Here is a 12,689-nt window from a genome sequence, read left to right as displayed (position 1 = left end):
GTAACAATCAAGAAATCTGCAGAGGGGCAGCGGCCGGAAGTCCAAACATTCTCCGTAGTCCCAACTAAGTCCATCATACTAGAAATCATAGTAAAAACTATACCCCTTATTTGACTACTACCCAGGGACTGTATATATTATGGGGCAAACCCCTAAACGGGCTTATGCTGCAAACCGGAGGCCTGATATGTTCAAAATTTTTATTATCGAAGACGACCGTGGACTGGTAATGCTGCTTCAGGATTATTTACATAAATTCGGGTATGAGACGCAGGCGGTTCACGATTTTGAAGCGGTGCGGGCGGAGTTCGAGTCGTTTGCCCCCCATCTGGTGCTGCTGGATGTGAATCTGCCGAAATTCGACGGGTATTACTGGTGCCGCCAAATCCGCGGTCTCTCCACCTGCCCGATCCTGTTCATCTCTGCCCGTGAGGGCAAAATGGATCAGGTGATGGCGCTTGAAAATGGAGCCGATGATTACATCACGAAGCCGTTCGATTATGAGATTGCCCTCGCCAAAATCAAAAGCCATCTCCGCCGGGCCTACGGCTCTTATGCCGGAGGAGGCACGGAGCGCAGCCTGACCGTAGCGGGGCTGATGCTGGATGTTGAACGTCTGGTCCTGTCGCGGGGCAGCGCGAAGATTGACCTCAGTCACACTGAAGCCAAAATTCTCGACGAGCTGATGCAAAAAGCGGGCACTGTCGTCACCCGCGACCGGCTGCTGGAGAAAATCTGGGATGACCAGGCTTTTGTCGATGACAACACCCTGAATGTGTACGTGACCCGGGTGCGCAAAAAGCTGGCGGCGCTGGATATCGCGGACGGGCTCCAGACCGTCCGGGGTCAAGGCTACAGGCTGTGCGAGAACTGGGAGGAGGCCTAGCATGAAGCTGTTTTTGCGTGAACAGACGCCTCTCATTGTAATCTACCTGGCCCAGCTCCTAATGATCACCCTGGTCTACCGGCTGGACGGGGGCAGCGGAATGAACGTAAGCCTGTATGCGGGCCTGCTCAGCACCTGTCTGCTGCTGGCTTATCTGGCCTACCGCTATTTCTCCAACCGTTCCTTTTACGAACGGCTGCTGAATCTGCCCGCTACACTGGATGATTCCGGCGGACCTGCCCAGAGCTCTCCGCTGGCGGAGAGCCTGCGCGTCGTCCTGGCCCACCAGTTCCGCCTGTACCAGAATGATCTGCACAGCTACCGCCACAAGCTGGAGGAGCATATTCATTTTATTAACCAGTGGGTGCATGGCATGAAGACCCCGCTGTCGGTCATCCACCTCATCATCCAGGACAAGGACGGGCCTCCGTTTACGGCCATCGGGGATGAGCTGGACCGGCTCAAAAAAGGGCTGGATACCGTCCTCTACACCGCCCGCCTGGATACCTTTGAGCATGATTTTTATGTCGAGCGGCTGGAGCTTGCAGCCATTGTGCGGGGCGTGACCTCGGAGCAGAAACGGCTGTTTATCCGCAAACGCGTATTTCCGGCTATTAGGGTAGAGAACGGACTGTTCATTACCTCGGACGAGAAATGGCTGTCTTTTGTGCTGACCCAGCTTATCACCAATGCGCTGCGGTATACGGTGGAGGAGGGACGGTTCGTGCATTTTCACGGATACGCGGGGGAGCAGGGCAGACCTGTGCTGGAGGTGCGTGATGAGGGAGTAGGGATTCCGCCCGGCGATTTGCCGCGTGTGTTCGATGCTTATTTTACCGGGGTCAACGGCCGCAGCTTCCAGGAATCCACAGGGATGGGCCTGTATCTGGTGAAGCAGATCTGCGGCAAGCTGGGACATCAGGTGGAAATTTCCTCTGAGGTGGGGCAGGGGACGGCGTTGCGGATTATTTTTTGAGGCATGAAAAAACTCACATTCCTTGCATACGGAATCCAGCCCAATGACAGAATAATACCGCCCAACAGCTGCATCACTGAAAATAACATGCATACACCCCGCGTTCTTTTCTATTGTAGTATGCACGGCAGCCTGTCTGAAGTTCACGGGAACGCAGCGGGAAACAAAATAACCTGCCTCCTTAAGGGATAAGGGGCAGGCTGATTCAGGGTAATCCTCAAGGCTTGCTTAGGGTTGCTGCTGCGGCTTCAGCCTCAGCATATCCTCCAGCAGCTCTTTAACCTCCGTACGGGGAAAAGCTTCAAAAAGCACCTCGTTCACCGTCACCTGTGCACGGTCCAGCTTTTCTTGTCCGATAGGGGTTAGAGAGGTGTAGATGCTCCTGCGGTCGTCATCGCAGGTCGTCCGCTGCAGCGCTCCGCAGCCCTTCGCTTCAAAGCGGCTGACCAGTCTGGACACGGCACTCTGGCTGAGCCCGACCATCGACTCCAGCTGCTGCAGGCGCAGCTTTTTCTCCGGCGCTTCGGACAGGAAGTACATCAGATAGAATTCGTTGAGCGACCATCCGAAGTTCTCCTGCAATTTCGCTTCCAGTTCACCCGCGACCTTCATTTGTATATGAGTTAAGCTTAACCAACTGGTGATCAGCCCGCCTTCAAGGGAATTTTTCATCTAAACCATTCCTCTCCCGGATGTATGCCAAAGGATGACTAATAAATTTTTGTCTATTATAACACCCCGGGTCCCGTTTTGTATAAGAAACGGCTTTAGAACTTTACCTTACGGGTGTAAGTCTTATCTCCGGGAACGGGGGAAGCCAAGCTCATACTGCTTCGGCAGACCCGCGTCTTTGCCCAGCTGTACACCGGCTTCCAGCGTCCAATACGGATTTCTCAGCATGCCCCGGCCGACAGCAACCAGATCCGCCTCATCGTTGCCGATAACGGCGTTAGCCAGCACAGCCTCATCCAAGCGTCCGACAGCGATCACCGGAACATTCAGCTCCTGCTTGAACGCACGGGCCAGCGGAACCTGATAGGCAGCGTGAGTTCCCGGTTTGCCTTCAGCAGCAATAGCACCTTCACCGCCGGCGCTGACATGAAAAATATCAGCTCCGGCTTCCTTATAGGCTCTGCCAATCTCCAGACTCTCGCGGATGCCATAGCCGCCTTCCACATATTCCTGTGCGGAAATACGCATAATTAGAGGCATTCCCTCCGGCATTACTTTTTTGGCCGCCTGGATAACTTCTCTGCCGAACAGCGTCAGGTCCTTTCCATATTCATCTGTCCGTTTATTGGTCAAAGGGGAATGGAACTGGTGGATCAGATAGCCGTGTGCTCCATGCAGCTCAATGACATCGAAGCCGGCCTGAACGGCCCGCTCGACGCCAGCCTGGAATTTCTGAACCATAGCCTTTACTTCTTCAGTGGTCAGCTCACGCGGGGTTTTGTACTCGGCACTAAAAGGAATGGCAGAAGGGGCCACCGGCAGCGGAGCATCCTCGGCTTTACGTCCGGCGTGGGCAATCTGGATGCCTACCTTGGCGCCATACAAGTGGCAGGCCTCAACGATTCTCGCCAGGGCTGGAACGTGCTCATCCGACCAGATGCCAAGGTCATAATCGGTAATCCGTCCATCCGGATCGACATCGGTCATTTCTATAATAATGAGTCCTGTACCGCCGACCGCGCGGCTTACATAGTGATTGTAGTGCCAATCCGTGGCGACGCCATCCTTATCGGTAACGGAGTATTGGCACATGGGAGGCATAACGACACGGTTCTTCAGCTTCAAATTCTGCAGCTCATAGGGGGTGAATAGGTCCTTCATCATGATTAATCTCTCCTCCAAAAGAATAAATGTATGCTCATGCATGTAATATAAGCGCTTTGCGGCGGGATGTCAACCTGTTTCCTCGACACTTGAACGTGATCATGATATTTTCGGCTTACAATACTGTAAGGTGGCTGTAAGTTTCAGAAATGGCAGCTGCAGTTTACAGTTTTATATAATAAAAGCAATCCAGGCAAACGAAGGAGCGGAAGCACTTGCCCATATTAGACGTCCACAATTTATCCAAAATATATGAAGGCAAGGTTTCGATTCACGCCCTGAACCATATCCGCTTTGCTGTGGAGAAAGGGGAATTCGTGGGCATCATGGGACCCTCGGGCAGCGGCAAAACGACACTGCTCAACGTGATCGCCACCATCGATGAACCGACCTCAGGCGAAGTTATGATCAATGGCCGGGACCCCAGGGGGCTGGGGCGCAAGGACAGGGCACTGTTCCGCCGTAAAGAGCTGGGGTTTGTCTTCCAGCATTTCAACCTGCTGGACACATTAACCGTGGAGGAGAATGTTGTGCTGCCGCTGACGCTTGCCGGGTTCACAGTGCAGGAAATGGAGTACCGGCTTGGGGAGGTGGCGGACCGGCTCGGCATCCGTGCTCTTTTGGATAAGCGGACCAACGAAATTTCCGGCGGACAGATGCAGCGGGTGGCCATCGCCCGGGCAATGATCCACCGGCCTTCGCTGATTTTGGCGGATGAGCCTACAGGAAGCCTGGACTCGAAAGCCGCCGGCGAAGTCATGAACCTGCTTGCAGAAGTGAATAGCACCGAAGGGACGACAGTGCTTATGGTCACACATGACGCTGTAGCTGCGAGCTTTTGTCACCGGGTAATCTTTATCAAAGACGGGCGCTTTCACAGCGAGATGTACCGGGGCAGCAGCAGAGCAGCCTTCTTCCAGAACATCATCGACATGCTGTCGCTGCTGGGAGGCGGGGGCCATGACCTTCCGGCAGTTCGCTTATAGGAATGTAGCACGGAACAAACGGAAATATGCCGCATATTTCGTCAGCAGCGCTTTTTCGGTCATGGTCTTTTTTCTCTGTGCGCTGTTTATCTACCATCCGGCAATTTCGCGGGATATGATTCTCGGAACAGCAGCGGATACGATGATGGCGGCCGAGGGGATCATTTATGTCTTTTGCTCCCTGTTCGTCCTTGTGTCGGTTGGCTCCTTCCTGCAATCGCGCAAGCTGGAATTCGGCATTCTGCTGATGCACGGCATGACCAAGCGGCAGCTGAAGCTGATGGTTTTTCTGGAAAATATGATGATCGGCGGTTCAGCCATCCTCACCGGCACACTGCTGGGGCTGCTGCTGGGCAAGCTGTTCCTGATGATCGGGTCCGGCTTTCTGGGCATCGAACCTCTGGAATTCCACCTGTCCTGGCAGGCGCCGGTGCTGACGATCTGCAGCTTTGTCCTGCTGTTCATGCTGATCTCCCTGCTGACCTTTGCCTTCATCGGCAATGAATCGCCGCGCGGCTTGTTCCGGGGCGGGGGCAGAGGGGAAGCAGAGCCGGAGGTATCGGGCGGGCTTGCGCTATTAGCGGGTCTGCTGCTGCTGGCCGGCTATGGTCTGGCTGCTGTAACAACAGCCGCTACCATAGAGATCATGATGTTTCCAGTGGTGCTGATAACCATCTGCGGCACTTATCTTTTTTACACACAGCTCAGCCTGTATATTGTGGGGATGCTGCGGAAGCTCCGCCGCTTCTACTGGAAGCATACGCACATCCTGACATTCTCGGGACTGTCGTACCGCTGGAAGGACAATGGGCGGATGTTTTTTATGGTCACCATTGTATCAGCGGTCTCCTTCACCTCAGTCGGGGTGTTCGCCTCAATCCACACCTTGTCACGGGAGCTGAAGCTGGATTATCCTGCGGCTGTCGGTTATGTGGCTAAGGGAGGCGGGTACGCTTCCTCGGAAAAGCGGGACCTGCAGGGGATTACCGCAGAGCTGGAACGGCTGGGCCTGCCTTACGAAACCCTGCGGATTCCGCTGAAATACGCGGCTATTGCCTCACAGACCGGTCCTGACCATACGAAACAGCTTCCGCTGATGTCATACAGCAATTACAAGCTTGCCCTGCGGCACGCAGGCTTCAGCTCAGATGAGCCGCCGCTTGCGGGGAACGAAGGGCTGGTGATGATTGGTTCCCAGCGTGACCGCAGCCTGACCGCTGCGCGGTTCAAGGCAACCTACACGCTCAAGCAGGGAACCCGGATTCAGGAGATTGGCTATACGCAGCATGTGCCCATTGCCGAATATCTGCTTCCGGAGCTGGACGGCAGAGGCGGCGGGGACTTCAGCGGACTGGTGGTCAGCGACAGCCTGTACAGCGGAATTGTCCCGGTGCACCAGGACTGGTATACCGGATTTTATATGGAGGATTTTCCCCGGACGGCAGGGGTAGCCCCGGAGCTGGCCGCCACAGGCAAAGTACCCTATGAAGCGAAGTCTTCTTATGCTGTCGTGATCAGCGGCACATTGTTCGAAATTCAACGCACGCTGTACAGCACGATGCTGTTCGCTTCGCTGCTGGTGGGGACAGTGTTCTTCATTGCTGCGGGCAGCTTCCTCTATTTCCGCCTTTATGTGGATCTGGATCATGACCGTCTGCAGTATTCAACCCTGTCCAAAATGGGCCTGACCGACCGGGAGCTGGACCGCATTGCCACGCTGCAGCTGGCACTTATGTTTTTTGTTCCGGTGCTGCTGGCGGTTCTGCACAGCCTGTTTGCTTTTATTGCGCTGCAGCGGATGTTCTATCTATCCATCGCCGCCGAGACCGGAGCCGTACTGACCGGTTATCTGGCTGCCCAGACCCTGTACTTCTTCTTCATCCGCAGCCGTTATTTGCGCAACCTCAAGAAAAATCTTATCTAGACGGAGGGACACGAATGAAAACATGGATTACAGATATCATGGAGCAGTTCGGATATGCCGGAATTTTTCTGATGCTGGCTTTGGAAAATATTTTCCCGCCGATACCATCGGAGGTCATTCTGCCGTTCGGCGGATTTATGACCACGACTTCCGGGCTCACCATTCCCGGTGTGCTGATCGCCTCAACGGCAGGTTCGCTGCTGGGTGCAGCCATCCTGTACTGGATTGGCCGGCTGCTGGATGTCAGCAGAATGGAGCGGATCGTCGACCGTTATGGCAAATGGATCCGGATCAAAAAAGCGATATCCGCAAAGCGGATGCCTGGTTTGACAAATACGGCTACTGGACCGTGCTGTTCTGCCGGATGGTGCCGCTGGTGCGCAGCCTGATCTCGATTCCGGCAGGCATGTCGGGAATGAAGTTTGGACTCTTCATGCTGTTTACGACGATCGGCACGCTGGGCTGGAATACGCTTCTGATCCTTCTGGGGGCTGCACTCGGCGAGTCGTGGGAGGATATTGGAGGTTATATCGGCACATATTCCAGTATTGTATATATTCTGCTTGCCGGAGGAATTCTCGTGCTGGGCCTGCTGTACCTTCGCAAACGCCATACCGCAGGCAAAGCCCGCGGCTAGCAGACACGGGTCAAGTTAATGCTTCCGAAGGGAGTTTTGTACGCAGCGATTTCATAGATCCACACTTTTAGGAGGAGAATTCATGGAACTGTTAACGATTATTAAAGCTATCATTCTCGGAATTGTAGAAGGGTTGACCGAATTTGCTCCGGTATCCTCCACCGGCCATATGATTATTGTCGACGATATGTGGCTGAAATCGCAGGAATTTCTCGGAAAATACGCCGCGAACACGTTCAAGGTAGTGATCCAGCTGGGTTCAATTCTGGCCGTGGTGGTGATCTTCCGCAACCGGTTCATCGATCTGCTGGGCCTGAAGCGCTTCAGCCGCAAGGAGCTGACCGCGGTGCCGGAAGGCCAGCCCGCAGTGGAAACTACGGGGCGGCTGAAGCTGGCGCAGGTCATTGTAGGACTCATTCCTGCCGGAGTGCTGGGATTTCTGTTCGAGGATTATATTGATGAACACTTATTCTCGACGGCTACGGTGCTGATCGGCCTGGTCGTTGGAGCTATTCTGATGATCTGTGCGGACCTGTTCGCCCCAAAAAGATCAAAACAGAGAGTGTTGATCAAATTACATATAGACAGGCGCTATCGGTAGGACTGATCCAGTGCTTGTCGCTCTGGCCGGGCTTCTCGCGGTCCGGATCAACGATCTCCGGCGGCGTTCTGCTGGGCATGAGCCACCGGGCTGCTGCCGATTTCACCTTTATCATGGCGGTGCCGATCATGGCCGGAGCCAGCCTGATTTCACTGCTGAAGAACTGGCAGTATTTCACGCTGGATGCCTTGCCGTTCTTCATTGCCGGGTTCATCAGCGCTTTTCTGTTCGCGCTGCTGTCCATGCGCTTCTTCCTGAAGCTGATCAACCGGATCAAGCTGATGCCGTTCGCCATCTACCGGATTATTCTGGCTGCGGTGGTTTACTTCTTATGGTTCTAGAATAGAAAAGAGCAAAAAGGCGGGCCCTTATCGAAGGGTGCCGCCTTTTTTGTACAAGTCTGTATCGGGGTCCCCGCAAAGTAGCTGAATCAGCATCCATGCAAAGGCAGCACTTTGCGGGGGATTTTGGCGCGGGTATCTATCCAGGTTGAAGGGCGATTTTCTGCCGGTTTCTGTTTTGCTATAGCCAATGTGTATAACGCCGGGACGCCGGAATCTGTTGCGGATGGCGAAAGGGGTACAGTATGATGGCATCAGATTAAGGGCTGAAGTACAGAACACTTTGGATTGGATCGAACAAAAAGGGATAGATGAGGAGCAGAATATCATGACAAACAAGATTACAACCAGCAATCTGGGGTACCCGAGAATCGGTAAAAACCGCGAGTGGAAAAAAACGCTGGAGGCCTACTGGTCCGGCAAAATAGATGAGCAGGATTTCCTTGCCCAAATGGCCGGAATTCAGCTTCAGCATCTGCAGTCGCAGCAGAAGGCCGGCATTGATCTGATTCCGGTAAATGATTTTACCTTCTACGATCATGTGCTGGATACCGCTGTAATGTTCGGCATTATTCCACAGCGGTATGCTTATAACGGCGGGGCCGTTCCGCTCGATCTGTATTTCGCCATGGCCCGCGGCAACGCATCCGCCCCGGCCTGCGAGATGACCAAATGGTTCAACACCAACTACCACTACATTGTACCGGAAATCGGCAGCCTTACCCCGCAGCTTACAGAGAACAAACCGCTGGCCGCCTACCGCTTCGCCAAAACGCAGGCCGGCATTGAAGGCAAGCCGGTTATAGTCGGGCTTTATACCTTCCTGAAGCTGTCTAAGGGATTTCCGGCAGCGGAAATCGGAGAAGTTGCCGCACGGTTCCTGCCGGTTTATATTCAGCTCCTGCAGGAGCTGGAGCAGGAAGGCGTTGCCTGGGTGCAGATCGATGAACCGGCGGTTGTTACCGGGCTGACTCCGGAAGAGATTGCGCTGCTGAAGAATATTTATAACGGGATTTCCGCTGCGGTGCCTGGGCTGAAATTGATCCTGCAGACGTACTTTGAAGCGGCCGAACCGCTGGAAGCCTTGCTGGAGCTGCCGGTACAGGCCATTGGCCTCGACTTCGTCCATGATGGCGGCGCCAACCTGGAAGCGATTGAGCGCCTTGGCTGGCCGGCCGGTAAGCTGCTGGGTGCGGGCATTATTGACGGGCGCAGCATCTGGCGCGCCGACCCTGATGCCAAGCTCGGCCTGATCCAGAAGCTGGCGGCACATGTCCCGCTGGACCGGCTGATTCTCCAGCCGTCCTCAAGTCTGCTGCACGTGCCGGTAACCGTGCAGAGCGAAGGCAAGCTGAAGCCTGCCGTGAAGCAGGCGCTGGCCTTCGCTGACGAGAAGCTGGCAGAGCTTGGGCTGCTCGCCGCAGCTGCCGGCGGCGGGAACGGTAACGCCGCGGCTCAGCTTGCGGAGAGCCGTGAAGCGCTGGCCGCATTCCGCGCTCTTCCTGAACGCGGGCGCCAGGATGTAGCGGAGCAGGTCCGCCGGCTGGACGCGCTTCCGGACAGCCGCAGCCTGCCTTTTGCAGAGCGCGTGAAGCTGCAGCAGGCGAAGTGGAAGCTGCCGCTGCTGCCAACGACAACCATCGGCAGCTTTCCGCAGACGGCAGAGGTGCGGCAGGCGCGTCTCAAATGGCGCAAAGGCGTATGGAATGAAGAGCGCTATGACACGTTCGTCCGCCGCCAAATCGCGGAGGCGATTACCTTTCAGGAGGAGCTGGGCCTGGATGTGCTGGTCCACGGGGAGTTCGAGCGGACAGACATGGTCGAGTTCTTCGGCGAGAAGCTGGCCGGTTATCTGTTCACCCAGAATGGATGGGTGCAGTCCTACGGCTCCCGCTGTGTGAAGCCTCCGGTCATCTATGCGGATGTCGCTTTTATTCAGCCCATGACCGTCAAGGAGAGCGTCTATGCCCAGTCGCTGACGAGGCTCCCGGTAAAAGGGATGCTGACCGGACCGGTAACGATTCTGAACTGGTCATTCGTCCGCGATGATCTCAGCCGGGAAGAGGTCGCCAAGCAAATAGCCCTTGCCCTCCGCCATGAAGTGCAGGCGCTGGAGGATGCCGGCATCGAGATGATCCAGGTGGATGAGCCGGCGATCCGGGAAGGGCTGCCGCTGAAGGCGGAGGACCATGAGCATTACCTCAATTGGGCGGTGCGGTCCTTCCGGGTAGCTACCAATCATGTGAAGGATACCACGCAGGTCCATACCCATATGTGCTACAGCGAGTTCAACGATATGATCGGAGCCATTTCGGCCATGGATGCCGATGTCATCTCTATTGAAACCTCGCGCAGCCATGGGGAGCTGATCGCCGCTTTTGAAGATGATGACTATGATAAAGGCATTGGTCTGGGCGTCTATGATATTCACAGCCCCCGTGTCCCGGAGGTCGAGGAGATGACTCACAATATTGAGCGCGCCCTGCGTGTGCTGGATGCCGGACAATTCTGGATTAACCCGGACTGCGGACTGAAGACACGGGGCTGGGAGGAGACGGAAGCGGCGCTGCGCAACATGGTGCTGGCGGCGGCAAATGTGCGGGAGAATAACGCTTGATAATCATTCTCAATCTTGCTAGAATGGGAATAAGCAAGAAGGGACCGTGGAGGGTCCCTTCCAACCTTGACTTATTTTCTTTCAAAGGTTTTGCAGTCTGTTTCCTCAGCATTTGAAGGCTGTTTTGAGCTGTGGTAAGCAACAAAGATAGATTCGGCATTGCATTTGTTTTCCTCCGCCCAGTAGGTGCAGGAATTCACTGCGCATTGTACGTCTTTTGCCATGAGGGTTTCACCTCCCCTTGTCGTGGAATGGCAGCAGCCGAATGAAGCATGATCTGGCCGGCAAGGTGGAGCTTGTCCGGGCAGAACCTAACCCTTATTCCTTGCGAATATAGGGTTATTGGTGTTTCTCGTCTTCACAGACACCTTCATTTTAGCAAATAAGGCAAACGCCCGCAAACGGGGGGAACCGGGACTGCCGGACTGGAAAAATTACCGCTTGACTGCAACCTTCCAGCTTTTGGAACGTCAAAGAGTATAACGCGGAAAGCCTAGAGACAAAAAGCTTACTGCGTCAGCAATCTGCACAAAAGAAGCGGAGTTTCCACTACACTTTTGGAGGAATGAGGATGCAAAAAAGGGGTCTGCATTATCTGTATTATCTATTGGGGTTACTGATGTTTGCTGTGGTTGTGGCAGGGTGCGGGTCTGGAGGAAACAACGATGCTGCGGGGAATTCGCTTATGAAGGCGGATACGGCCAGTACGGAGGCAAGCGTAGACGGCGGTGCGGCGCAGAATGCTTCAGCAGACGTTGCAGAGCAGTCTATGACCTCTAAAGCTGAGGCGCCTGCCGCTGAAGGGACCAAGGGCGGTGGCGGAAATTCAGCAGTCGGCAGCACGGACGCAGCACAGACGTCAAAGGGAACGGCTGGTTTTACAGGAAGCGACGTTGTGGCAGGACTGAACAAAAAACTGATCTATCACGCCAATCTCACCATGGAAGTGAAGGATTACGCTGCGGCGCAGACAGAGGTCCGGAATATGGTGACCCTTGCAAATGGCTATATTATTGAATTTTCGGAGAGTACATCCGAGTATGAGCGGGGCGGAACCTTTATTCTTAAGGTGCCGGCGTCGGGGTTTTCTTCCTTTCTGAGCAGCCTGGAAAAAATCAAAAACGAAAAGCTTCAGCGTCAGATTCAGGGTCAGGATGTTTCAGAGGAATATGTGGATTTGGAGTCGCGCCTCAAAGCCAAGCAGCTGATGGAGAGCCAATACATCGAGTTTATGAAAAAGGCAACCAAATCCGCCGACCTTGTAGCGTTTGCGAACCAGCTCGGCGCCATTCAGGAAGAGATTGAGACGATCAAGGGCAGAATGCGCTACATTGACCAGAATGTCTCTTTTTCAACGGTTGAGCTTCGCTTGTATCAGACCGGTGAAAGCTTGAATCTTACAAAAACCAAAGAGCAAGGCCCGCTGATGAACCGGGCTTCGGAGGCGCTTCAGGGCAGTCTGCATGCGCTGTCCGTAATGTTTCAGTGGATCTTTATATTTCTGGCAGCCGCGTTCCCGGTATTGATTATAGCTGCGATTGTGGTGTTGATTGTGCTCTGGTTCCGCAGAAAAGCCAAGCCGCGGGATCGCGGAAGGGCAGATCGTATGCAGATGGCCAACCGGGAGCCGAAGCAGCCGCTGCCGCAAAAACCGGATGAACGGCCTGCGCCTGCGCAGGTTGAAGGAGAGCTTGACAATAAAAAGCCGGAGTAATTACGAGCAGTTCGGATTTGTACCAAGACCGGCGGGTTCTCCGGGAATGAGTTTATGGTTGTAATGTAAAAAAGCCTCCGACACCGCGGTTCGCGGGTTGGGGGCTTTGTGCTTGTTAGTGAAGTACCGTGCAGCCGTTATGTCAGATTGACATGCAGCTGCACGGTATCA

At 54.6% G+C, this 12,689-nt stretch carries 9 protein-coding genes and 2 pseudogenes; 8 read left to right on the top strand and 3 right to left on the bottom strand.

Annotation, left to right across the window (positions count from 1 at the left end; translation table 11 throughout):
* The first annotated feature begins 187 nt into the window (after positions 1 to 187).
* A complete protein-coding gene (locus JI735_RS31565) occupies positions 188 to 886 on the top strand; it encodes a response regulator transcription factor (protein WP_020426540.1) in 699 nt (232 codons plus the stop codon).
* A 1-nt stretch (position 887) separates the two neighbouring features.
* Positions 888 to 1,862: a sensor histidine kinase gene (locus JI735_RS31560; protein WP_039834407.1), complete on the top strand. Its 975-nt coding sequence runs from the start codon at positions 888 to 890 to the stop codon at positions 1,860 to 1,862.
* Between the two features lie 228 nt (positions 1,863 to 2,090).
* On the opposite strand, the gene JI735_RS31555 is transcribed toward JI735_RS31560, so the two are convergent.
* Positions 2,091 to 2,534, bottom strand: a complete 444-nt coding sequence (locus tag JI735_RS31555; RefSeq protein ID WP_039834406.1) for a MarR family winged helix-turn-helix transcriptional regulator — start codon at positions 2,532 to 2,534, stop codon at positions 2,091 to 2,093.
* Between the two features lie 123 nt (positions 2,535 to 2,657).
* Positions 2,658 to 3,695 carry an NADH:flavin oxidoreductase/NADH oxidase gene (locus JI735_RS31550; RefSeq protein WP_039834411.1) on the bottom strand — a complete coding sequence of 346 codons (1,038 nt, stop codon included), beginning with the start codon at positions 3,693 to 3,695 and terminating at the stop codon, positions 2,658 to 2,660.
* Positions 3,696 to 3,913: 218 nt separating this feature from the next.
* On the opposite strand from JI735_RS31550, the gene JI735_RS31545 reads away from it, so the two are divergent.
* The 5 genes and pseudogenes from JI735_RS31545 (at position 3,914) to metE (ending at position 10,804) form a co-directional block, all read left to right on the top strand.
* Positions 3,914 to 4,684 (top strand): ABC transporter ATP-binding protein, encoded by a 771-nt coding sequence (locus tag JI735_RS31545; protein ID WP_039834405.1) that lies wholly within the window; start codon positions 3,914 to 3,916, stop codon positions 4,682 to 4,684.
* The gene (locus tag JI735_RS31540) at positions 4,659 to 6,608 is read left to right on the top strand and encodes an ABC transporter permease (protein WP_202676784.1); all 1,950 of its coding nucleotides are present in this window, start codon (positions 4,659 to 4,661) and stop codon (positions 6,606 to 6,608) included. The genes JI735_RS31545 and JI735_RS31540 overlap by 26 nt, the downstream gene beginning before the upstream one ends.
* Positions 6,609 to 6,622: 14 nt before the next feature.
* Positions 6,623 to 7,245: pseudogene (locus JI735_RS31535) on the top strand (DedA family protein).
* An 82-nt stretch (positions 7,246 to 7,327) separates the two neighbouring features.
* Positions 7,328 to 8,187, top strand: a pseudogene (locus tag JI735_RS31530) (undecaprenyl-diphosphate phosphatase).
* A gap of 328 nt (positions 8,188 to 8,515) precedes the next feature.
* On the top strand, positions 8,516 to 10,804 hold the full coding sequence (metE, locus tag JI735_RS31525) for a 5-methyltetrahydropteroyltriglutamate--homocysteine S-methyltransferase (protein WP_202677716.1): 2,289 nt from the start codon (positions 8,516 to 8,518) through the stop codon (positions 10,802 to 10,804).
* 71 nt (positions 10,805 to 10,875) lie between these two features.
* Here metE and JI735_RS31520 read toward each other — a convergent pair whose 3' ends face one another.
* A complete protein-coding gene (locus JI735_RS31520; RefSeq protein ID WP_020429143.1) occupies positions 10,876 to 11,028 on the bottom strand; it encodes a DUF1540 domain-containing protein in 153 nt (50 codons plus the stop codon).
* A 347-nt stretch (positions 11,029 to 11,375) separates the two neighbouring features.
* Between JI735_RS31520 and JI735_RS31515 the strand changes: the two genes are divergently transcribed.
* The gene (locus JI735_RS31515) at positions 11,376 to 12,518 is read left to right on the top strand and encodes a DUF4349 domain-containing protein (RefSeq protein ID WP_051051663.1); all 1,143 of its coding nucleotides are present in this window, start codon (positions 11,376 to 11,378) and stop codon (positions 12,516 to 12,518) included.
* Positions 12,519 to 12,689 lie beyond the last annotated feature (171 nt).

This window comes from Paenibacillus sonchi, from assembly GCF_016772475.1.
GTDB lineage: Bacteria > Bacillota > Bacilli > Paenibacillales > Paenibacillaceae > Paenibacillus_AQ > Paenibacillus_AQ sonchi.
Note: the sequence above shows the minus strand (reverse complement) of the source record. Positions and strands in the feature narration are given on the sequence as shown.